This is a genomic window from Cellulomonas sp. KU4C, assembly GCF_056868065.1.
Window position 1 is genome coordinate 262,169 of the sequence record NZ_CP200322.1, and the last position, 22,218, is coordinate 284,386.

Consider the following 22,218-nt stretch of genomic DNA (forward strand, 5'->3'; position numbering starts at 1 on the left):
CGCCGGGTGCGCCCCCGCGGCGGCGACTGCGCCCGCTCGCGAGGGCGCACTCGCCGCGTCCCGGGGCGCTCGCCGGCCGACCGCGCCGCATCACCCGGATGCCGACCGGTTCACCCGGCACCGGCGGACAAACCGGACATATCCACTCATAGACTCCAGCAGAGCGCACCGGCCACCGCCACCCGCGCAGCACGAAGGGCTACCGCCGATGACCGCACCGACCGACCTGCGCGCCCGCGCCGTGTCGTTCTACCTGCCCCAGTTCCACCCGGTGCCGGAGAACGACGCGTGGTGGGGCCCCGGCTTCACCGAGTGGACGAACACCGCGAAGGCCCGGCCGCTGTTCCGCGGGCACGTCCAGCCGCACATCCCCGCCGACCTCGGGTTCTACGACCTGCGGATGCCCGAGGCCCGCGAGGCGCAGAGCGACCTCGCCCAGCGCTACGGCGTCGAGGCGTTCGTGTACTGGCACTACTGGTTCGGCGGCGGCCGGCGGATCCTCGAGCGCCCGTTCACCGAGGTGCTCGCGACCGGAGCCCCGTCCGTGAAGTTCTGCCTCGCGTGGGCGAACCAGACCTGGAGCGGCATCTGGCACGGCGCCAGCGACCGCGTCCTGATGGAGCAGACCTACCCCGGACCCGAGGACGAGCAGGCGCACTTCGACTCGCTGCTGCCCGCGTTCCGCGACGAACGCTACCTCCGGGTCGACGACCGGCCGGTGTTCTACGTGTTCCGGCCCGAGGACCTCCCCGACGCCGCCGCGTTCGTCGACCGCTGGCAGGGCATGGCCCGCGCGGCCGGCCTGCCGGGCCTGTACCTGGTGGCCGAGGTGTCCGACCTGCTCGGCCGCGGCCCGAAGTACACCGACGTGGACGCCGCCGGGTTCGACGCCGGCGTCTACATGCGGATCCCCGCCCGGCAGACCCGCGCCGACGTGCTGCGGATGCGGGTCGGCCGCAAGCTCGGCCGCCCGGAGATCTACCCGCACGCCGCGGACTTCCAGCCCGCGCCGGCCGGCATCTCCGAGCACCTGCAGCCCTGCGTCTACCCGAGCTGGGACAACACGCCCCGGTCCGGCGCGCGCGGGCTCACGATCACCGGCTCGTCCCCCGAGATCTTCGGCCGGCACGTCCGCCAGGCCGTCGACACCCTGCAGGACCGCCCCGCCCAGGAGCGGCTGCTGTGGGTCAAGTCGTGGAACGAGTGGGCCGAGGGCAACTACCTCGAGCCCGACCTCGAGCACGGCCACGGGTGGCTGCGCGCGCTGCACGCCGGGCTGACCGCGTCGAGCACGCTGCGCACCGAGCCGGCGCGGGTGCTCACGCCCGCGCAGGACCTGGCCCCGTCGAACGGGGTCGCGCATGGCTGACGCCCTCCGGATCGCGATGCTGTCGTACTACCTGCCGTCGGGCAGCAAGATCGGCGTGGGCTTCCAGGCGCACGAGCTCGCGACCGAGCTCAGCCGCCGAGGCCACCACGTCGACATGTTCAGCGACTGCCCGCCCGTCGCCGGCGCGGCCTACGGCCACCGGCACATCGCGATGTCGGGCGCGCTGCGCACGTTCCGGTTCGCGAGCGCCCTGCGCCGCCAGGACTACAGCGGCTACGACGTCGTGCACGCGCACGGCGACGACTACTGGCTGTGGCGCCGCCGCGCGCCCCTGCAGCTGCGGACCGTGCACGGCTCCTGCTTCGAGGAGGCCCGGCACATCCGCGGCGTCAAGGAGAAGCTGCGGATGCTGCTGCTCGGCTTCACCGAGGTGCTGGCGTCCGTCGTCGCGGACCGCGTGGTCGTCGTCTCGCCGCAGACCCGCCGCTGGGTGCCGCGCTCGCACGACGTCATCCCGAACGGCGTCGACACCACCCGGTTCACCCCGGGCGACGAGGCCGGCCGTGCCGACCACCCGGTGATCCTGTTCGTCGGCACCTGGCACGGGCGCAAGCGCGGGGCGGACCTCGCAGCAGCGTTCCTGCGCGACGTGCGCCCGCACGTCCCGGACGCCGAGCTGTGGATGGTCACCCGCGACGCCCCGGTCGACCCGGGCCCCGGGATCCGGGTGCTCGGCCGGCTGTCCGACGAGGACCTCGCCGACGCCTACCGCCGCGCCTGGGTGTTCTGCCTGCCGTCGTCGTACGAGGGCTTCGGCATCCCGTACGCGGAGGCGATGGCGTCCGGCCTGCCCGTGGTCGCGACCCCGAACGTCGGGGCGCGCTACGTCAGCGACGAGGGCCGGGTCGCCGTCCTCGCCGAGCTCGACGCGCTCGGGACCGCCCTCGCGGACCTGCTGCGCGACGCACCCCGCCGGGCGGCCCTGTCCGCCGCCGGCCTGGAGCGGTCCCGCTCCTTCTCGCTCACCGCGGTCGCCGACGCCTACGAGCGCCTGTACCGCGAGCCCGCCCGCCCCGCCCAGCTGCACGGAGACCACACATGACCGACGTCGCCATCCGGGCCTCCGGGGTCGGCAAGTCCTACAAGATCGCCACCACGGACGACGCCCCGTCGACCGCGGCCGAGGCGGTCCTGCAGCGCGTGCGCCACCCGCTGCAGCGCCCGCAGTTCGAGGAGTTCCGCGCCCTCGACGACGTGAGCTTCGAGATCCCCCGCGGCGAGGCCGTCGGCATCCTGGGCCGCAACGGCGCCGGGAAGTCCACGCTGCTCAAGCTGCTCACCCGCGTGGCCGCCCCCACCCGGGGCCGGATCGAGCTGGTCGGCCGGGTGGGCTCCCTGCTCGAGGTCGGCACCGGGTTCCACCCCGAGCTGACGGGCCGCGAGAACGTGTTCCTCAACGGGACGCTGCTCGGCATGCGCAAGAGCGAGATCAAGAAGCGGTTCGACGAGATCGTGGACTTCTCCGGCGTGGAGAAGTTCCTCGACACCCCGGTGAAGCGCTACTCCTCGGGCATGTACGTCCGGCTGGCGTTCGCGGTCGCCGGGCACCTGGAGACCGAGATCCTCGCGGTCGACGAGGTGCTCGCGGTCGGCGACGCGGAGTTCCAGGCGAAGTGCCTCAACCTGATGCGCAACGTCGCCTCCGAGGGCCGGACCGTGCTCTACGTGTCCCACCAGGTGCAGACCGTGAAGTCGCTGTGCACCTCGGCGATCTTCCTGGAGCACGGCAAGCTCGTGATGCACGGCTCCGTCGACGACGCGATCGAGCTCTACCAGACCAGCCGGGACCGGGTGTCGATCAGCCAGACGGACATCGAGCGCCGCCCGGGCACGGGCGAGGTGCGGATCACGTCCGCCACCGTGTCCAGCCCGCTGTACAAGACCACCGAGCCCAAGACGATCGAGTTCCTGGTGTCCGCGAACCAGGAGTACATCGGCAAGTACTTCGTCTCGTGCCACATCAACGACGCCCGCGGGACCACGATCCTGCAGCTCGACTCCCGGGTGACCGGCCTGTGGCTCGACCCGTCGCAGGAGCAGAAGATCGCCCTGACGATCAAGGAGCCGTGGCTCAAGCCCGGCGAGTACACCGTGGACCTGTTCGTCTGCTCCTCGGGCGTCCTGGACTCCTTCGAGGGTGCGGGCCGGTTCGAGATCCACCCGGTGCTGCCCTACCCGCAGGCCGTCTCCGACGAGGGCCTCGACGCGGGCCTCGTCCTCGCCGACTTCGACTACGAGAGGCGCTGACCCGTGGCGCGCACGACTGTCATCAACCCGCCCGGCCGCCTGCCGCTGCCCGCGTGGCGCGAGATGTGGGAGGCCCGCGAGGTCTTCACCCGGTTCGGCATCCGCGACCTCAAGCTGCGCTACCGGCAGACCGCCCTCGGCGTGATCTGGGTGATCCTGCAGCCCCTGCTGAGCGCCGGCATCTTCTCCGTGGTGTTCGGGGAGATCGCGAACCTCGGCAGCGACGGGGTCCCGTACTTCGTGTTCTCGTTCGCCGGGATGCTCGCGTGGACGCTGTTCAACGGGATCGTCAGCCGCGCGGCCCCGTCGCTGGTGAACAACCAGGCGCTGGTGTCGAAGGTGTTCTTCCCCCGGCTGCTGGTGCCGCTGTCCTCCGTGCTGTCGGTGCTGGTCGACTTCCTCGTGGCGTCGGCGCTGATGGTGGTGCTGCTGGTCGTCTACGGGATCACCCCGGGCGTCGCGGTGCTCACCCTCCCGCTGTGGCTGCTCGCGGTCGTCCTGCTCGCGTCGGGGATCGGCATGGCCTGCTCGGCGCTGATGGTGAAGTTCCGCGACGTCGCCTACATCGTGCCGTTCGCGATGCAGACGCTGCTCTACGCGTCCCCGCTGGCCTACTCGCTGTCCGAGGTGGGCAGCAACGTGCGCTGGCTGTTCGACATCAACCCGCTGACCTGGATCCTCGAGGGCTTCCGCTGGTCGCTGCTCGACCTCGCGCAGCCCGCGCTGTGGCAGATGGCCGCCACCGCGGGGGTGAGCGTCGTCGTGTTCGTCGGCGGCGCCCTGATCTTCTCGAAGATGGAACGCGGATTCGCGGACGTGATCTGACGTGACCACGCCGACGACGCCCGCGCCCCGCCGCGCGCGACCCGGACCCCGGGCCCGCGCCGGCATCGCCCTGGGGATGACCGCCGTGCTGGCCGCCGCCGGCGTCGGCGCGTGGCAGCTCGCCGCGTCCCGCCCGGGCTCGGGCGCGAGCGCCGTCGCCGACGTCCCCGCGGCGGGCGCGGCGGCCGCGCGCGTCTGCGGCGTCGCCGACCCCGACCGGTACTCCGCGCTCGCCGCGGACGCCCCGGTCGCGCAGGTCGACGCGCTGGTGCCGTCGATCGGCACCGCGGTGCCGAGCCAGCTCGCCGCCGTGGAGGGGCACGTCGCCGCCCTGCGCCAGGACGGCGCCACCACCACGATCGACCGGTGGACCGCCGACGGCCGCGCGGGCACCCCCGTGGTCGTCGAGGCGTCGGCCGCCGAGCTCGCCCCGACCAGCTTCGCGCTGACCGCCGACGGCGGCGTCCTCGCCGCGACCGGGGCGCGCGGCGGCGGCACCGTGGGGCTGTGGACCAGCGGCGCCGACCCGTCGACCACCTGGGACCTCGCGGGACTCGACCGCGGCCGGGTGCAGGCGGTGCTCGGCTGGTCCGCCGGCCACGACGACGTCCTCGCGACCGTCGTGCTCAGCGGCTCGCACCGGCTCGCGCTGCTGCGCGCCGGCGGCGTGGTCGACGGCGACGGCCCGGAGCTCGACTGGGGCGTCTACCCGCGGTTCTACCCGCAGGACGACGGCACGCTCGTGGTGATGAGCGACGCCGACGAGCAGTCCTCCACCATCTCCGTCGTGCAGCACGCCGCCGACGGCACCCCGGGCCTGCGGGTCGAGGGCCCGCTGTCCGGCGGCTCCGCGAACGGCGGCGCCTCGACGCTCGACCACCCGACCGGCGTGGCGACGGCCGCGGACGGCGGACTGCTGCTCGCCGGGCCCACCTGGCGCCTGGTCGAGGTCGGTCCCGACGGCGTCTGGCGCCGGATGGCCCTGTCCGGCGAGGGCCAGGGGTCGACGTTCCGGTTCGCGGACCTGACGCCGTTCGTCCGCCACGGCGACGCGGTGTACTTCGTCTCGCCCCGCGACGGGGCCGAGGGCCTGCAGCTGTCCCGGGTGCGCGACGCCGACCTGGACCTGCTGCTCGACGCCCCCGTCACCTGGGACGTCAACCACGCCTCGACGCTGGACCGGCTCGGCTACGGCGCGGGCCTCGCGACCGACGCCGTCGACGGCTACGTCGCCCCGGGGAGCACCCCGGCGGTGCGCGCCGAGTTCGAGCCGTGGTTCGGCGCCGTCGGCGACGCCTACGAGCTGCGCTACGAGGTCGCGGGCGACCCGTGGCTGGACCCGCCGGTCGAGGCCACGTCGGGCACCGTCGCGATCCCCGCGGCCGGCGGCGAGGTGCCGCTGACGCTGCCCGCCGCGCGCCCCGGCCCGTACGAGGTGCACGCCGAGCTGGTCGAGAAGGCGACGGGCGAGGTCCGCACCGCGACCTGCCTGCGCTACGCGGTCGGCGCCGAGGGTGCCACGTACGACCCCGCCGCGCTCGCGGACGGTGCGGACTGGGGCGGTGCCGGGCCGCTGCGCGGCGTGCAGCTCGCCGGGCAGCTCGGCGTCAGCACCCACCGGGTGCAGCTCGACTTCTCGCGCCTCGTCCCGGACGTCACCGCCACCCCGGCGGTCGGCGCGCTGGACCTCGGCGCGCTGCCGGGGGCCGAGGACGGCGACCCGTTCGCGGACGTCGCGGCCGCCGCGACGCTCGCCGCGCGGACCGGCGTGCAGCTCTACGTCCAGGTCGGCCAGGGCGGCGAGGCCGAGCACGAGGCGGTCGACGCCGGCACCTGGGGCGCCTGGGTGCAGGCCATCGCGACCGCGCTGCGCACCGGCGCCCCGGACCTGCACCTGTGGGCGCCGTGGAACGAGCCCAACAACACCGGCTTCGGCGACGGCGGCGACTACGCGACCCGCGTGCTCGCCCCGTTCGCCGCGGCGGTGCGCGCGGTCGACCCGCAGGCCCGGGTGATCGGCGGCAACGCGCTCAACGTCGTCGTCCCCTGGTACCAGCAGCTCGTGGACGCGGGCGGCTGCGCCTCGATGGACGTCGTCGGGATCCACCCGTACTCCGGGTTCAACCGGTCCTGGGACGAGGAGGGCGCCGGCGGCCCGATCGGGCAGATCACCGCGCTCGACGCCGTGCTGGACGCCTGCGGCGCCGACCGGCCCGCCGTCTGGGACACCGAGTCCGGCTGGTGGTCGGACGGCCCGGCCAACGAGTGGGGCCAGGCCTACGACGTCGCCCGGAGCGCGCTGCGGATGCGCGAGCTCGGGGTCGACGAGTGGATGTACTTCTTCAGCGAGGGCGGCTGGGGCGAGGGCGGGTTCACCTGGTCCCTGGTCCAGGTCGGGTCGTTCGTGAAGCCCGGCGCCCTGGCGATGGCGACGAGCTCCGGCCTGCTCGAGGGCCGACCCGCGCCGACCGCGGTCGACACCGGGGACACCGCCCTGCACGCGCTCGCGTTCGGCCCGTCGACCGGCGGCACCCGGTCCAGCGGGATCGGCGGCGCGGTGGCGGACGACGCCCTGCTCGCCGTCTGGACGCAGGACGAGGTCACCCGCGCCGCCGTGACGGCCACGCAGGACACCACCGTCACGGTCACGGACCTGTACGGCGGCACCCGGACCCTCGACGTGACCGCCGGGCAGCCCGCCGAGCTGCCCGTCACCGGCGCGCCCGTGTACCTGACCGCGCCCGCCACTGCCGGGCTCGCCGTCGCCGCCGTCCGGCCCACCGGCGCCAACCTGCTCGAGGGCGGCACGGTCACCGCGAGCTCGTCCACCGAGGGCACCGACCCGGCGGCCCTCGTCGCGGGCGACGGCGCGGGCGCCGACCCGTGGCGGGCCGGCGCGCGGACCGAGGACGGACCCGACGTGACGCCCTGGGTCGAGGTCGCGCTCGCGGCGCCCACCCCGATCGACCGCGTGGTCGTCGAGAGCGCCGGCATCCGGTGCTGCACCGCGGGCGTCCGCGCCTACACGGTGAGCGTCCAGGGCGCCGACGGCGCGTGGCAGGAGGTCGGCAGCCGCGACGGCCTGTTCCTCGAGCGCACGTCCTCGGTGGAGTTCGAGCCGGTCACCGCGACCGCGGTCCGGATCCAGGTGCCCAGTACCACCAGCCGCGGCGTGACCGTCCCCGACCTCGTCTACTCCGGCCAGAACGGCGGGCTGTTCCCCGCCTGGGAGCCGGTCCGCCCGGAGCCCACCTGGCCCCTGTCCCTGACCCGGCTCGCGGCCTACGGGCCCGCCGCCGGGTGACCCCCGCACCCCCGCCCGGAAGGGACCGCACGATGACCCCCCGCGCCACGCTGGGCATGCCCGTCTACAACGGGGAGAAGTACCTGCCCGCCGCCCTCGACTCCGTGCGCGAGCAGGACGAGCCCGACGTCGAGATCGTCATCTCCGACAACGGCTCGACCGACGCCACCGAGGAGATCTGCCGGGCGGCCGCCGCCGAGGACCCCCGGATCCGCTACGTGCGGCACGAGGAGAACCGCGGCGGCCGGTGGAACTTCAACCACGTGCTCGACCTCGCGACGACGCCCTACTTCACCTGGGCCGCGGCCGACGACATCCGCCGCCCGGCGTTCGTCCGCCGCTGCCTGGAGGTGTTCGCCGACTCCGACCCCGCCACCGTGCTGGTCTACCCGCGGACCCAGATCATCGACGCGGGCGGCGTGGTCGTCGAGGACCTGAACGACGCCGACCTCGCGTGCGACGAGCCCACCCCGCACGAGCGGATGGCGCACTTCCTGCGGGCCCAGGCGGCGCACCTGTTCTACGGGCTGCACCGCACCGAGGCGCTGCGCAGCACCCGGGGCATCCGGCCGACCGTCGGCAACGACCTGGTCATCCTCACCGAGCTCGCCTGCCGCGGGCCGTTCCAGCTGGTCCCGGAGCAGCTGTTCCTGCAGCGCCGGCACGCCGAGCAGTTCTCCGCGCAGGGCCAGGCGCAGATCCAGTGGCACGCGCCGTCGGCGTCGGTCCGGTTCGCGTTCCCGCACACCAAGGTCAGCGTCGAGCTGGTCCGCGGCGTGCTGTCCTCCGGCCTCGATCCCGCCGAGACGGCGCGCGCGCTGGCGACGATCCCGGCCGCGTGGACCCTGCCCCGCTGGCGCGGGCCCGCCGCCGACGTCTGGGCCGCCCTCGGCCTGCAGCCGCGGAGCCAGCGGCGATGAGCCTGCCGGAGGCGACGGTGCCCCCCTCCGCCGGGCCCGGGGCGGCGCGCGTCCCCGAGGTGCACGTCCTGACGCCCGGGGACCACTTCTCCCCGCGCACCGGCTCGGCCATCCCGACCGTCGTCGACGGCCTGTGCGCGGTGCTGCCCGCCGGGACCACGCCACGGCCGCGCGTGGTCGTCGCCGACGGCACCTACCCGGACCGGTACGCGAGCGCCGACGTCGTGGGCTACCCGCAGGCCGCCGCGCGGCCCACCGACCGGTACCTGGACGCGCTGGCCGGCCGGCTCGGGCTCCCCCGCCCCGGCGTCCGCCGCGAGCTGCGGCCGACGGTCGCCGACCAGGACGCCTGGCCCGCCGGGGTCGTGCTCGCGCACAACGCCCCGCAGCTGGTGCCGCTGGTGCACGAGCGGCACGCGGCGGTGCTGTACGCCCACAACCTGCTGCTGCGCACCTACTCCACCCGCGAGGCCGACCGCGTGCTCGGTGGCGTCGCGGCGGTGGTGTGCGTCAGCGGCGCGCTCGCCGAGCAGACCGCCGACCACCTGCCGGCGACGCTGCGCGACCGGCTGCGCGTCGTCCCGAACGGCGTCGACACCACCCGGTTCGCCCCGCGCGCCGACCCCGCGCGCGGCGAGCGGCTGCGGGTGACGTTCGTCGGCCGGATGATCCGGGACAAGGGCGCCGACGTGCTGCTCGACGCCCTGGCGCTGCTCGGCCGGGACGACGTCGAGGTGACGCTGGTCGGGTCGCAGAACTTCGACGCGGGTGCCACGCCGTCCCCGTACGAGCGCGAGGTCGCCGCGAAGGCCGCCGCCCTCGGCGACCGGGCGCGGCTGGTGCCGTTCCGGCCGCGGGCCGAGGTCGCCGAGGTCTACCGGCAGGCCGACGTCGTGGTCGTGCCGTCCCGGTGGGCCGAGCCGTTCGCGCTGACCGTGATGGAGGGGATGGCCAGCGGCGTGCCGGTGGTCGCCTCGGCGATCGGCGGCATCCCCGAGGTGATGGGCGACGCCGGCGTGCGCGTGCGTCCCGACGACCCGGCCGACCTCGCCGCCGCGCTGGAGGCCCTCGCCGACGACGAGACGCTGCGCCGGACGGTCGGGCGCGGGTGCCGCCGCTGGGCGCAGGACCACGACTGGGCCTGGTCGCGCAGCCGCCTGGACGCGGTGCTCACCGAGGTCGCGGGCGTTTCACCCGGGCCGGTCGGGTGAACCTTTTGCCCCAGATGTCCGAATTGTGACGGTGCACGGCACGATGGTCCCCATGCGTGTCCTGCGGATCTCCCACAGCGCCGTCGTCACGGCGTGGCGCGGTCGCGAGCTCGCCCTGCGCGACCGCGGCCTGACGGTCCGCACGCTCTCCGCCCGCACCTGGGAGGAGGGCGGCCGTGACGTCGACCTGGAGCCGCAGCCCGGCGAGGACGTCGTCGGCGTCCGGACCGTCGGCCGGCACCCGAACGTGTTCCTCTACGACCCGCGGCCGATCTGGCGCGCGCTCGGCGAGCCGTGGGACGTCCTCGACCTGCACGAGGAGCCCGCGGCGCTCGCCACCGCCGAGATCCTGCTGCTGCGCGCCCTGCGCCGGGTCCGCACCCCCTACGTCCTGTACTCCGCGCAGAACATCGCCAAGCGCTACCCGCCGCCGTTCCGGTGGTGGGAGCGCCGGGCGCTGCGCGGCGCCGGGGCGGTCAGCGTCTGCAACGCCGAGGCCGGCGACGTGCTGCGCGCCAAGGGGCTCACCGCCCCCGCGCACGTCATCGGGCTCGGCGTCGAGACCGCCGCCCAGCCGGGTCCCGCCGACGGGACCCCTCCGGACGCCGGCGTAGTCGGTGCGGCCGCCCCCGCGCGCACCGGCTACGTCGGCCGCCTCCTGCACCCGCACAAGGGGCTCGACGTGCTGCTCGACGCCGCCGAGGCCGACCCGCGGCTGCACGTCGCGATCGCCGGCGCCGGCCCGCACGAGGACGCGCTCCGCCGCCGCGCCGCGGACCCCGCGCTCGCCGGCCGCGTGACGTTCCACGGCCACCTCACCGGCGCCGAGCTCGACGCGTTCTACCGGTCGCTCGACGTCCTCGCGGTCCCGTCCGTGCCGACCCCCGGCTGGCTCGAGCAGTTCGGCCGCGTCGCCGTCGAGGCGATGGCCGCCGGCGTGCCCGTGGTCGCCTCCGACTCCGGCGCGCTGCGCGACGTCGTCGGCGGCGCCGGCACCCTCGTGCCCCCCGGCGACGCCGCCGCGCTGGCCCGGGCGCTCGCCGTCGTCCTGGACGACCCCGCCCGGGCCGCGCGGATGCGCGCCGACGGCCTGCGCCGGGCCGCCGAGTACACCTGGCCGGCCATCGCGGAGCGGTACGAGGCGATGTACCGCGCGGTGGTCGCCGCCAGCCCGAGGCCCCGCGCCGCCGACGGCACGCGAGGTCGGGGGTCCCGGCCGAGGTCGCCGCTCGCAGAGGGCGACCTCGGCGCGGATGGTGCGACCTCGGCGGCGGCTGCCCCGGCGGGGACGGCGGCGGGGCAGGACCCCGAGGTCGTCGTCGTCGCGTACGGGGCGCCCGGGCTGCTCGCCCGCGCGCTCGAGCCCGTGGCGGGCACGTTCGCCGTCACCGTGGTCGACAACTCCGGCGACGACGAGGTGCGGCGCGTGGCCCTCGACGCCGGCGCCCGCTACCTCGACCCCGGCGCCAACCTCGGCTTCGGGTCCGCGGTGAACGTCGCGCTGCGCGACCGGCAGCGCCCCGGCGCCGACGTGCTGCTGCTCAACCCCGACGCCCGCGTGACCGTCCCCGCGGTGCGCGCCCTGCACGCCCGGCTGCACGAGCAGCCGGACGTCGGCGCGATCGGACCCGAGCAGGTCGACGAGGACGGCGAGCTCGCGCGGGTGCGCTGGCCGTTCCCGACGCCCGCGGGCGCGTGGCGGCAGGCCGTCGGCCTCGGGCTGCCGACGTCTCCGGACGGCTTCGTCATCGGCTCGGTGCTGCTGCTGCGCGCCGAGGCGCTGGCCGCGGTCGGCGGGTTCGACGAGGACTACTTCCTCTACTCCGAGGAGACCGACTGGCAGCGCCGCGCCCTCGACGCCGGCTGGCGGTCCGCGGTCGCCGACCACGTGCTCGCCCGGCACGTCGGCGGCGGCACCAGCAGCGACCCGGTGCGCCGCGAGACGTACTTCCACGCCGGTCAGGAGCGGTACTTCCGCGCCCACCACGGCGCCGCCGGCTGGGCGTCGGCCCGCGCCGCGGTGCTGCTCGGCAGCGTCCCGCGCGCCGCGCTGCCCGGCGACCGCGGGCGCAGCGCCCGGCTGCGGCTCGCCCTGTACCTGCGCGGCCCGCTGCGCGCGGAGGCCGCCCTCGGCGACCCGCGCCGGCCCCGGGCGGCCCACGCCGCCGCGGACCGTGCGACCGCGCCCGGCCGCCCGGTCCGACCCGACGGCTCGACCGGACCCGACGGCTCGACCGGACCCGACCGGCGGGAGGCCGCGGCATGACCACCACCACCCCGGCCGACCCGAGCGCCCCCGCCGACCCGGCCACCCCCACCGGCCCGGGCGCCCCCGCGACCGCCGACCTGGCCCCCGGCGTCGGCCCGCACCGGCTGGCCGTCGGCCCCGGCGTGCTGGAGCGCGTCCCGGGTGGATCCACCCGCACCCGGGTGCTGCTCGGCGGCGGGCTGCTCGCGGTCGGCGTGGTGCTCGCACTCGTCACCTCCGTCAACCCCTACCTGACGCTCGGCGTCGGCCTCGGCGTGCTGGTCATCGGCCTGACCATGCGCGAGCCGCTGGCGCTGCCCGTCCTCGGGATGCCGCTGCTGCTGCTGGTGAACCGGGTCGGCGGCGCGCTGTCGCTGTCGGACTTCGTGCTGTTCGCGGGGTTCTGGCCGGCGCTGCTGTTCGCCCGGCGGCCGATGACCCCCGCAATGCGCAACGTGCTGTGGGCGTCGGCGTTCTACCAGGCCACCGTCCTGTTCACCGTGATCGCGAACCCGTACGCCGCCAACGTCGTCGAGTGGTTCCACTCGTGGCTGCTCGTCGGCGGCGCGCTGCTCGTCGGCTGGGCCATCGGCGCCGCGGGGCACGCACGGATCGCCCTCGGGCTGTTCGTCGCCGGCGCGGTCGTGGTGGCGCTGTTCACCCTCGCCCAGCTCGCGGTGAACCTGTCCCAGGGCAACACCGGGCCGGTGTACCTGAACGAGCCGCTGCTGATGCACAAGAACTACATCGGCTGCGTCCTCGCGTTCGCCGCGATCATCGTCTACACCCGCCCGCGCTGGCTGCGGTGGAACGACCTGGTCTGCCTCGCCCTGTTCGGGCTGTTCCTGGTCGGCATCCTCGCCGCCCAGTCCCGGCAGGCGCTGATCGGCCTCGCCGTCGCGATCGCCGTGGTCGCGCTGCGGCCCGACCCGCACCGGCACCGCTCCAAGGTCGTCCTCGTGGCCATCGCCGGCGCGGCCGTCATCGTCGGCTCGCTGGTCCAGGACCAGCTCGAGTCCGGCGACCAGTACAACTCCGCCTACCAGCGCCTCACCTGGTTCGCGCAGTCCATCCAGATCTGGGAGCAGTACCCGTGGTTCGGCGCCGGCCTGCGCTGGTGGTACACGGACCGGTTCGCCGAGAGCTTCCAGCCCCCGAACGCCGAGTTCGAGATGCTGTCCTCCGGCGGCATCGTCGGCCTGGTCGGCTTCCTGGTGATGTTCCTCGCGGTGCTCGTCGTGCTCTGGCGGGTCGACGCGCGGTTCGGCACGCTCGCGTTCGTCATGGTGCTGATGCGGTTCGTGCAGGGGCAGTTCGACCTGTTCTGGGTGGCCGCCCAGGTGTCCATCCCGTTCGTCGTCGCGGGCATCTGCCTCGGCGCCCAGGCCCACGCGCGCCGCTCCGGGGCCGACGAGGACGGGCTGCCCCGCGCGGTCGCGCCCGCCCCGGTCACCCGGCGGGACCCCGGCCCCGCCGACAGCCCCGCCGGCCGCCGCGCCCGGCGCGCCCGCCACCTGCTGCCCGAGCGGCTGCGCCGGCGACGCGCCCCCCTGCCGATCGGCCACAAGGAGCCCGCGTGACCCTCGACGTCGTCCACGTGGTCTGCACCGACGCCTTCGCCGGCGTGGAGCGCTACGTCACCACCCTCGCCCGCACCCAGGACGCCCACGGCCTGCGCGTGCACGTGCTCGGCGGCAGCGCCGACCGGATGCCCGCCGAGCTCGCCGGGTCCGGCGTCCGCTGGGCCGCAGCGCCCACCCCGCTGCGGGCCGCCGCCGCGCTGCGCCGGCTCGACACCCGCCTCGTGCACGCGCACATGACCGCAGCGGAGCTCGCCGCGGTGACCGCCGCACGCGCGCCCGTGGTCGCGACCCGGCACTTCGCCGACCGGCGCGGGTCGTCCGTCGTCGGCCGGGCGGTCGGGCGGTACATCTCCCCGCGGCTCGCCGCGCAGGTCGCGATCAGCGCGTTCGTCGCAGGCCGCGTCGAGGGCGCGTCGACCGTCGTGCACCCCGGTGTGCCGACCGTGCCGCGCGCGACCGAGTCCGGCGTCGGGACGCCGCGCCGCCCGGTCGTGCTGATGGCCCAGCGGCTCGAGGCCGAGAAGCGCACCGACGTCGCGCTGCGGATGTGGGCCGCCTCCGGGCTCGCGGACGCCGGGTGGGAGCTGCACCTGGCCGGCACCGGCGCGCTGGCCGCCGAGCTGGAGGCCCTCGCCGCCGAGCTGGGTGTCGCGCACGCGACCCGGTTCCTCGGCGCCCGCTCCGACATGGACGCGCTGCTGTCCTCGGCGTCGATCTTCTTCGCACCCCGCGGCGACGAGCCCTACGGCCTGTCCGTCGTCGAGGCGATGGCGCACGGCACCCCCGTGGTCGCCGGCCGCGGCGGCGGGCACAGCGAGACGGTCGGGGCCGCCGACGGAGCCGTGCTCGTGCCGCCGGACGACGTCGCCGCCGCCGGGGCCGCCCTCGCCGCGCTGGCCCGCGACCCCGAGCGCCGCGCCGCGTACGGCGAGGAGCTGCGCGCGGTGCAGGCCCACCGGTTCGACCTCGACACCCACGCCGACGGGATCGCCGCCGTGTACGCCGCGGCGCTCGGCGCCCCGCTGGCCCCCGCCGCCCCCGCGGCCGACGTGGTGCCGCGATGAGCGCCGTGACCCGCGAGACGGCCCCGACGTCCGGGCGCGACGACGACCTGCGGCGCGACCTCGTCGTGCTGTCGCTCGAGCCCTGGGACGAGGTGTGGCGCCGCAACCAGCACCTGGTCGCCGGGCTGCTCGCCACCGACCCGTCGCTGCGCGTGCTGTTCGTCGAGCCGCCCGTCGACCACCTGCACGACCTGCGGCGCGGCGCGTCGCCCACCCTCGGGCGACGGCTGCGCCGGCTCGGCCCCGACGACGGCGCCCCCGAGGGCCGCGCGTGGGCGTACCGCCCCACCAAGTGGCTGCCCCGGCGGCTCGACCCCACCGGCGACGACCGGCGCGCCCGCGGCGTGGCCCGGGTCGCCCGGCGGCTCGGCATGGCCGACCCGGTGCTGTGGGTCAACGACCCCGACGGCGCCGCGGTGCTCCGGGCGACCGGGTGGCGGGCGCTGTACGACGTCACCGACGACTGGCTCCAGGCCGTCCGCGAGCCCGCCGAGCACGAGCGCGTCCGCGCCGCCGAGCAGGTGCTCGTCGAGCGCTGCGCCGAGGTGGTCGTCTGCTCCCCGACGCTCGCGCGCACCAAGGGCGCCGCTCGGCCGGTCACGCTGCTCACGAACGCGGTCGACGTCGACGCCTACCGGACACCCGTGCCGCGCCCCGCGGACCTGCCCGACGAGGACTACGCCGTCTACGTCGGCACCCTGCACCCCGACCGTCTCGACGTCGACGCCTGCCTGCGGCTCGCGACGCACCTGCGGGCCACCGGCGCCCGGCTGGTGCTCGTCGGCCCGCCGCTGCTGGACGCCCTCGACGTCACCCGCCTCGAGGCCGCCGGCGCCCTGCTGCTCGGCGCGCGCCCCGCCGCGCTCGTGCCCGGCTACCTCCAGCACGCCGGCGCGCTGGTCGTGCCGCACGTGGTCGACGAGTTCACCGACTCGCTCGACCCGATCAAGCTCTACGAGTACCTGGCCGTCGGCCGCCCCGTCGTGTCCACGCCGGTCGCCGGCTTCCGCGACCAGCCCGCCGACCGCGTCACCACCGCCTCGGCCCAGAACCTCGCCGACGCCGTCGTCCGCGTCCTCGCCGAACCCCGCCCCGCGGGCGTCGGCCCCGCCCCGGCGGACGTCCCCCGCTGGTCGGACCGCGTCCAGGAGATGGCCGCGGTCCTCGCCCGCGTCCGCGCCACCCGCTGACCCGCACCGCGCGACCGCCCCGCGCTCCACCGCCCCGCCCCGCTGCCCCCCCCCCCCCCCCCCCCCCCCCGCACCCGCTCCCACGCACCCGCGCACCCCGCTCCCTGCGCTCCCGAGCGCGACGAGAGGTCACGACACGCTAGCCGCAGGGCTCCGAGACCAGCGTGTCGTGACCTCTCGACACCGGTCACGGCGCGGGGGGGTGCGCGGGGTGGGTGAGCGGGAGGGGTGAGCGGGAGGGGTGGGTGAGCGGCGCGCGGCGGCGGGCCCCGCACTCCCGCACCCTCCTGCGCACCCTCCCCGCACCACCTCCACCTCCGCGTCCGCGCGACGAGAGGTCACGACACGCTGGCCGCAGGGCCTCGAGACCAGCGTGTCGTGACCTCTCGACGTCAGGGGCGGGGGGTGGGTCAGCGGCGGGCGGTGGCGCGCCAGACCGCCGTGAGGCGGGCGGCGGTGGTGGCGATCGCGTACTCGCGGCGGACGTCGACCCAGGCGCGGCGGGCGCGGGCGGCGGACTCCGCGGGCTCGGCCAGGACGCGCGCGATCGCCTCGGCGAGCGCCGCGGGGTCGTCCGGGGGCACCAGCAGGCAGCGCGCCGTGCCGTCGGGGGCGGTCGCGATCTCGTCGACCCCGCCGCCGGACGTCGCGACGACGGGCACGCCGCGGGCCATCCCCTCGACCACGACCTGCCCGAACGGCTCCGGGACCGGCGACGCGTGCACGAGCACGGACAGGGCGTCCACCGCGGCGGCCGGGTCGTCGGCGAAGCCGGTGAGCTCCACCCGGTCGGTCAGACCCAGCGCGGCGACCCGGGCGACGACCGCGTCCGCGTACGCCTGCTCGGTGAACAGCGCGGCGCCCACGATCCGGAACCGCGCGTCGGGGAACCGGTCGGCGAGCAGCGCGGCGGCCTCGACGAGCACCAGCTGCCCCTTGGTCGGGCTGATCCGCCCGACGAGCCCGACGACGGGCGTCGGCGGCACCGGGCGCGCGTCGGGGTCGGCGGCGACCTGCTCCGGCGCCAGGCCGGGGTACGCGAGCGTCCAGCCGCGCGGCAGCGGCAGCAGCGTGCGGGCGGTCGCGCGGGAGTTGACCACGACGTGCCGCGGGCCCCGGCGGGCGAGCACCCGCAGCACCCGCGCGACCGGCGCCGGCAGGTAGTCCTCGGCGATCCGGTCGTGCACGTGCCAGACCAGCGGGATGCGCGCGAGCGCGGCCGCGGGCAGCCCGATCAGGTCCGCCTTGAGCGACGTGGTGTGCACGACGTCGGGCCCGATCGACCGCAGCAGCCTCGCGAGCCGGACGACGAACGGCACCGTCGCCGCCACCGACCGCACGGCCCCGACGACGGACCGCCCCGCGGCGGCCCGGTCGGTCGACGCGATGCGCGCGTCCAGCGGCAGGACCCGCACCGCCACGCCGACCTGCCGGAGCCGGTCGGCCAGCGGCCCGTCGGCGAACAGCACCACGGTGACCTCGACCCGCGCGGGGTCCAGCGCAGCGCAGGTCCGCAGCAGCGCGAGCTCCGCGCCCCCGGGCTGCGCGGTGTGGTCGAGGACGACCACGCGCACCGGACGGGTCACGCGGACTCGACGGCGACCGGCGCGCGGCCCTTCGCGGTGCGCTCGGCGTCCTGCTCGTCCGCGTCGTCGGGGGTGTCGGCGTCCTCGTCCCCGTCGGTCGCGCGGTCCTCGGTGCCGGACGCCTCGGGCGCGTCGTCGGCCTCGGCCCCCGCGGCGACCGGCTCGGCCTGCGCGTCCCCGGCGGGCCCGTCGGCGGTCGCCGTGCCGTCCGCCGCGGCGTCGGCGGTCGTCCCGGTCTCGCCGTCCCGGCCCGCGTCCCCTGCCGGGGCGTCGGCGGCCGCGTCCGGCTCCAGCTCGTCGGCGCCGGCGTACGCGTACGTCGCCTCGTAGGTGACCTGGCGACGCTCGGTGACGCCGTCGAGCGACAGCCCCAGCAGCGCGGCGTTCGCGGCGCGGAGCCGCTCGGCGGACTCCTCGACCGCGCCCATCGGGGTGTGCCCGACGGTGACGGCGAGCAGCACGCCGTCGGCGTAGGACCCGAGGATCGTCGCGTCGGCGGCGACCAGCATCGGCGGCGCGTCGATGATGACGACGTCCGCGGTGGCGCGCAGCTGCTCGATCAGGGCGCGGACCTCGTCGCTGGCGAGGAAGTCGGCGGGGTCGAGCTCGGTCTGCAGGGCCGGGTGCACCGACAGGTGCGGGATCGCGGTGGGCACGGCGGCGGTGCGCTGCCGGCCGGAGCCGCGGCCGGTCCGCACCGGCGCGTCGGCCGACGCGGGCAGCAGGGCGTTCAGCCGGGGCTGGCGCAGGTCTCCGGAGAGCACGACCACGGACCGCCCGGACAGCGCCCACGACGCGGCGAGGTTGGCGGCGACGAACGACCGCGGGGTCTCGACGTCGGCGGCGGTCACGACGATCACGGCGCTGCCGGAGTCGTTCTCGACCGCGGCCTGGAGCGCGGTGCGCAGCTCCCGGATCGACCGGGTGTACGCGGTGGCCTCGCGGCGGGCGACGGGCAGGGTGCCCTCGGCCTCGGAGGACCGCAGCGCCGCGGCGGTGCCGGTCAGCCGGGCGAGCACGGGGGCGCCGGCGCTGCGGCGGGCGGCCCCGGCGGTGCGGACCTTGGTGTCCAGGCCGCGACGCAGCACCGCGAGGCCGATGCCGACGAGCAGGCCGGCGAGCAGCGCGACCGCGTAGACCAGGGTCGCGGGGACGCTGATCAGCGACGCGTGCACGGCGTTCTGCAGGATGGTGGCCGGCGACGCGAGCAGCTGGGCCTGGGTGAGCTGGCCCGACAGCGTCTGGTACTGGTCCATCGTGGTCGAGTACTGCGCCTCGAGCAGACCGTCGACGGGGTCGACCTGGGCGTTCGGGTTCGCGGCGACGGACGCGGCGGCGGCGGCCCGCCGCGCCTCGGTGATGGCCTTCTGCTGGCCGTCGATGCTGGTCGCGAGGGTGTCCAGGCGCTCCTGCATCGAGGCGAGGTCGTCGTCGAACTGCGCCTGCAGGGCGGCCACGTAGGCGGTCGCGACGGCGTTCGCGTGGTCGACGACGTCCTGCGGGTCCAGGCCCGTCTCGGTGATGACGACGTTGGTCGGGCTGTCCGTGGCGTACTCGGCGGACGTGCGCCCGGCCAGCTGCCCGGCCAGGTCGGCGTCGCCCAGGTCGTCGGCGGCGGCCTCGGTCACGGCGTCGCCGGTGACGAGGCTCGGGTCGCTCTCGAGCCGGACGCCCGCGGCGCCGAGGGTCTCGGCGTCCACGAGCTGCACGACGGTCTCGCTGGCGTACTCGGGCTCCTGGCCGGAGGCGTACAGGTACGCGCCGCCCAGCGCCGCGAGCACGGACACCACGACCAGCCACTTGCCGAACCAGATGGTCCGGAACATCTCCTGCAGGGTCATCGGGGGCGCCTTTCGGAAGGGACGGGCTCGGGCCGGGGGGCGTCGCCGCCGGCGGCTCCACGGGCGACCGCGCGCTCCTCGCGCGCGATCGTGTGCAGCCGGGCGACGAACCGCTCCGCGGCGAAGTCGTGGGCGTGGTCGGTCAGCACCCGGGGGTCCCAGGGGCGGGCCAGCGCGCGCCCGGCGGCCTCGGCCACCAGGTCGGGCTCGGGGGCGTCGAAGAACTCCCCGGTGACGCCGTCGCGGACGGTGTCGAGGTACCCGCCGTCGCGCAGCACGACGGACGGGCGGCCGAAGGCAGCGGCCTCCAGCGGGGACAGGCCGTAGTCCTCGTAGGACGCGGCGACGAGGGCGGCGCTGTTCCGGTAGAGCCAGCGCAGGCGCGCGTCGTCGACCCGGCCGACCAGGCGGACCCGGGGCAGGTCCCGGACGAGGTGCTCGAGCGCGGCGCGCTCCGGGCCGTCGCCGACGACGACCAGCCGGGCGCCGGGGGTGCGGCGGACGGCCTCGACGACGACGTCCACGTTCTTGTAGGGCAGCAGCCGGGCGACGCAGAGCAGGAAGCCCGGCTCGACGCCCTCGACCGCGGTCTCCTCGCCCGCCGGGAGCATGGCGGGCGGCGGGGGCAGGATCTCCGCCTCGATGCCGTAGACCTCCCGGATCGCGCGCGCCGTGACGGTCGAGTTGGCGAGGTACCGGTCGGCCGTCGCGGCGGCACGGCGGTCCCAGCGGCGCAGGCCCGGGGCCAGCAGCCCGAGGGCGCGCGCCGCGACCCACCGCTGGGCGTCTCCCGCGCGGGAGCCGGAGCCGGCGCGGGCCGGGCCGAGGTACCGGTCGGTCTGGTAGAGCCAGCGGGCCGGGGCGTGGCAGTACACGACCTTGCGGCCGGTGGTCGGGAACCCGTGCGCCCAGCCGGTCGACGACGCGAGGACGACCTCGGCGTCGATCGGGGTGGCCCGCACGGCGGGCGCGAGCAGGGGCAGCGCGAGCCGGTGGTGCCGGCGCAGCAGCCCGACCCGGTCGAGCGGGCTGGTCCGGACGTCGAGCGGCCCGAACTCCGGGAACGTGCCCGCGGGGTCGTAGAGCGTCGTGTAGAGGGGGGCGCCGGGGAACGCGTCGGCCATCACCAGGGCGACGCGCTCGGCGCCGCCCCGCTGCGTGGCGTAGTCGTGCGCCAGCGCGACCCCGTCAGCGACCGCCATGCCCGCTCACGACCACGTGCACCGTCCGCCACAGGATCATCAGGTCGAACGCGATCGACCAGTTCTCGACGTACCGGAGGTCGAGCTTCACGGCCTCCTCCCACGCGAGGTCCGCGCGGCCGCTGATCTGCCACAGCCCCGTCAGGCCCGGCTTCACGAGCAGGCGGCGGCGGGCGGACTCCCGGTACTGGGCGACCTCGAACGGCAGCGGCGGGCGCGGGCCGACGAGCGCCATGTCGCCGCGCAGCACGTTGATGAGCTGCGGCAGCTCGTCCAGGGAGTGCTTGCGCAGGACGTGCCCGATGCGCGTGATCCGGGGGTCGCGGTCCATCTTGAACAGCGGGCCGTCGGCCTGGTTCGCGGCGCGCAGGGCGGCGAGCCGCTCCTCGGCGTCGACGACCATCGACCGGAACTTCAGCATGGAGAACTCCTCGCCCTCCTTGCCGACCCGCGTCTGGCGGAACAGCACCGGCCCGGGGCTGGTGAGCTTCACGGCGAGGGCGATCCCGGCGAGCACCGGGGCGAGCAGCAGCAGCGCGCCGAGGGCGAACGTCTTGTCGAACGCCTCCTTCATCACGATCCGCGAGCGGCGCGACTCGGCCGCGTTGACGTGGATGAGCGACAGCCCGGCGGTGGGCTCCAGCGTGACGCGCGGCCCGAAGACCTCGACGATGCCGGGGGCGACGACCAGCTCGGTGCGGGTGCGCTGCAGCGCCCAGGACAGCCGGCGCAGCGCCTGGCCGGACAGCTCGGAGCCGGTGACGATGACGACGTCGAACTCCCCGTCGACGGCGACCTGCACGACGTCCGAGACGGTGCCGAGCACCGGCACGCCGATCGGGGGCAGTGCCCCGTCGAACGACGGCACGCAGACTCCGGCGATGTGGTACCCGTGCTGCGGCAGCCCGCTGAGGTCGTCGACCACGTGGGTGATCGAGGACGCGTCGCCGACGACGAGCGTCCGGCGCATGGACTCCCCCGCGGCGCGGCGGCGGTGCAGGGCGCGCCGGGCGAGGTGCCGCGCGACGATCAGCACGAGCACCACCAGCGGCAGCGCCAGGAACACGATGGTGCGCGGCACGTCGACGTCGGCGCCGACCGCGAACACCGCGAGGGCGGCGGCGGTGAGCACGCCGCCGCGGATCACGGCCTCGAACTCGAGGTGCCCGTCGCCGATCACCTGGCGGTCGTAGCCGCGCTCGACCGCGATGAACGCGACGAACACCAGGCCGATGAGCAGCCCCCAGGAGAAGCTGGAGCAGCGAGACGCCGTGCAGGAGGAACAGCAGGAGCGTCGGGATGCTGGTCGCCAGGACGATGTCCCGGGCGAGCGTCTCCACCTGGTAGGCGGTGTGCTGGCTGCGCCAGCCGGAGGGAGCCGCGGTGCCGCGGGGCTCGTAGAACGGCCGGTCGGAGGCCCAGGACAGCCGCGGACCGCGGGCGGACCGGCGGCGTTCGGCACTCTCGTGCTCCGCCGGGGACTCCGCCGCGGCCGCGACGGTGCGCTCGGTGGAGCGCGACACGTCGTGATCGTCGAGCAGGCTCATGCTGGGTCCCCCTGGGCGGCCTCGTTGGTGTGAGTTGAGGCTATATCAGCGGGTTTGTCC

The 22,218-nt window shown here is 76.1% G+C and carries 15 protein-coding genes; 11 read left to right on the forward strand and 4 right to left on the reverse strand.

Translation table 11 applies throughout. The features are described 5' to 3' along the window. Positions 1–208: 208 nt before the first annotated feature. Genes AC1VL8_RS01225 through AC1VL8_RS01275 form a run of 11 tightly spaced genes read left to right on the forward strand, consistent with a single transcriptional unit; the run spans position 209 to position 15,982 of the window. Positions 209–1,369 (forward strand): glycosyltransferase WbsX family protein, encoded by a 1,161-nt coding sequence (locus AC1VL8_RS01225; protein ID WP_483073805.1) that lies wholly within the window; start codon positions 209–211, stop codon positions 1,367–1,369. Next, the gene (locus AC1VL8_RS01230) at positions 1,362–2,432 is read left to right on the forward strand and encodes a glycosyltransferase family 4 protein (protein ID WP_483073806.1); all 1,071 of its coding nucleotides are present in this window, start codon (positions 1,362–1,364) and stop codon (positions 2,430–2,432) included. The genes AC1VL8_RS01225 and AC1VL8_RS01230 overlap by 8 nt, the downstream gene beginning before the upstream one ends. Then, on the forward strand, positions 2,429–3,637 hold the full coding sequence (locus AC1VL8_RS01235) for an ABC transporter ATP-binding protein (RefSeq protein WP_389231227.1): 1,209 nt from the start codon (positions 2,429–2,431) through the stop codon (positions 3,635–3,637). Before AC1VL8_RS01230 ends, AC1VL8_RS01235 begins: the two co-directional genes overlap by 4 nt. 3 nt (positions 3,638–3,640) lie before the next feature. Continuing rightward, positions 3,641–4,462: an ABC transporter permease gene (locus AC1VL8_RS01240; protein ID WP_483073807.1), complete on the forward strand. Its 822-nt coding sequence runs from the start codon at positions 3,641–3,643 to the stop codon at positions 4,460–4,462. Position 4,463: 1 nt separating this feature from the next. After that, the gene (locus tag AC1VL8_RS01245) at positions 4,464–7,766 is read left to right on the forward strand and encodes a discoidin domain-containing protein (RefSeq protein WP_483073808.1); all 3,303 of its coding nucleotides are present in this window, start codon (positions 4,464–4,466) and stop codon (positions 7,764–7,766) included. A gap of 32 nt (positions 7,767–7,798) precedes the next feature. After that, positions 7,799–8,686 carry a glycosyltransferase family 2 protein gene (locus tag AC1VL8_RS01250; RefSeq protein WP_389231236.1) on the forward strand — a complete coding sequence of 296 codons (888 nt, stop codon included), beginning with the start codon at positions 7,799–7,801 and terminating at the stop codon, positions 8,684–8,686. Further along, a complete protein-coding gene (locus tag AC1VL8_RS01255) occupies positions 8,683–9,897 on the forward strand; it encodes a glycosyltransferase family 4 protein (protein WP_483073809.1) in 1,215 nt (404 codons plus the stop codon). The genes AC1VL8_RS01250 and AC1VL8_RS01255 overlap by 4 nt, the downstream gene beginning before the upstream one ends. Before the next feature lie 52 nt (positions 9,898–9,949). Next, the gene (locus tag AC1VL8_RS01260; protein WP_483073810.1) at positions 9,950–12,163 is read left to right on the forward strand and encodes a glycosyltransferase; all 2,214 of its coding nucleotides are present in this window, start codon (positions 9,950–9,952) and stop codon (positions 12,161–12,163) included. Beyond that, complete coding sequence (locus tag AC1VL8_RS01265; protein ID WP_389231245.1) at positions 12,160–13,725, forward strand: O-antigen ligase family protein; 1,566 nt, start codon at positions 12,160–12,162, stop codon at positions 13,723–13,725. Before AC1VL8_RS01260 ends, AC1VL8_RS01265 begins: the two co-directional genes overlap by 4 nt. Next, on the forward strand, positions 13,722–14,792 hold the full coding sequence (locus AC1VL8_RS01270) for a glycosyltransferase family 4 protein (RefSeq protein WP_483073811.1): 1,071 nt from the start codon (positions 13,722–13,724) through the stop codon (positions 14,790–14,792). The genes AC1VL8_RS01265 and AC1VL8_RS01270 overlap by 4 nt, the downstream gene beginning before the upstream one ends. Beyond that, positions 14,789–15,982 carry a glycosyltransferase gene (locus AC1VL8_RS01275; protein WP_483073812.1) on the forward strand — a complete coding sequence of 398 codons (1,194 nt, stop codon included), beginning with the start codon at positions 14,789–14,791 and terminating at the stop codon, positions 15,980–15,982. Before AC1VL8_RS01270 ends, AC1VL8_RS01275 begins: the two co-directional genes overlap by 4 nt. A gap of 410 nt (positions 15,983–16,392) precedes the next feature. Here AC1VL8_RS01275 and AC1VL8_RS01280 read toward each other — a convergent pair whose 3' ends face one another. From AC1VL8_RS01280 to AC1VL8_RS01295, 4 genes are read right to left on the reverse strand one after another with little or no spacing between them, the layout of a single operon-like run. Further along, a complete protein-coding gene (locus tag AC1VL8_RS01280; protein WP_483073813.1) occupies positions 16,393–17,568 on the reverse strand; it encodes a glycosyltransferase in 1,176 nt (391 codons plus the stop codon). After that, a complete protein-coding gene (locus tag AC1VL8_RS01285; protein WP_483073814.1) occupies positions 17,565–19,409 on the reverse strand; it encodes a Wzz/FepE/Etk N-terminal domain-containing protein in 1,845 nt (614 codons plus the stop codon). The genes AC1VL8_RS01280 and AC1VL8_RS01285 overlap by 4 nt, the downstream gene beginning before the upstream one ends. Next, complete coding sequence (locus tag AC1VL8_RS01290) at positions 19,406–20,611, reverse strand: glycosyltransferase (protein WP_483073815.1); 1,206 nt, start codon at positions 20,609–20,611, stop codon at positions 19,406–19,408. Before AC1VL8_RS01290 ends, AC1VL8_RS01285 begins: the two co-directional genes overlap by 4 nt. Then, positions 20,598–21,836, reverse strand: coding sequence for a sugar transferase (locus tag AC1VL8_RS01295; protein ID WP_483073816.1), 1,239 nt, complete (start codon positions 21,834–21,836; stop codon positions 20,598–20,600). The genes AC1VL8_RS01290 and AC1VL8_RS01295 overlap by 14 nt, the downstream gene beginning before the upstream one ends. Between the last annotated feature and the right edge of the window lie 382 nt (positions 21,837–22,218).

Excerpts from the sequence above, each read along its gene's own strand:
- AC1VL8_RS01255 (WP_483073809.1), top strand. The coding sequence starts at position 8,683 with ATGAGCCTGCCGGAGGCGACGGTGCCCCCCTCCGCCGGGCCCGGGGCG.
- AC1VL8_RS01285 (WP_483073814.1), bottom strand. The coding sequence starts at position 19,409 with ATGACCCTGCAGGAGATGTTCCGGACCATCTGGTTCGGCAAGTGGCTG.
- AC1VL8_RS01230 (WP_483073806.1), top strand. The coding sequence starts at position 1,362 with ATGGCTGACGCCCTCCGGATCGCGATGCTGTCGTACTACCTGCCGTCG.
- AC1VL8_RS01235 (WP_389231227.1), top strand. The coding sequence starts at position 2,429 with ATGACCGACGTCGCCATCCGGGCCTCCGGGGTCGGCAAGTCCTACAAG.
- AC1VL8_RS01290 (WP_483073815.1), bottom strand. The coding sequence starts at position 20,611 with ATGGCGGTCGCTGACGGGGTCGCGCTGGCGCACGACTACGCCACGCAG.
- AC1VL8_RS01250 (WP_389231236.1), top strand. The coding sequence starts at position 7,799 with ATGACCCCCCGCGCCACGCTGGGCATGCCCGTCTACAACGGGGAGAAG.
- AC1VL8_RS01275 (WP_483073812.1), top strand. The coding sequence starts at position 14,789 with ATGAGCGCCGTGACCCGCGAGACGGCCCCGACGTCCGGGCGCGACGAC.
- AC1VL8_RS01265 (WP_389231245.1), top strand. The coding sequence starts at position 12,160 with ATGACCACCACCACCCCGGCCGACCCGAGCGCCCCCGCCGACCCGGCC.
- AC1VL8_RS01260 (WP_483073810.1), top strand. The coding sequence starts at position 9,950 with ATGCGTGTCCTGCGGATCTCCCACAGCGCCGTCGTCACGGCGTGGCGC.
- AC1VL8_RS01225 (WP_483073805.1), top strand. The coding sequence starts at position 209 with ATGACCGCACCGACCGACCTGCGCGCCCGCGCCGTGTCGTTCTACCTG.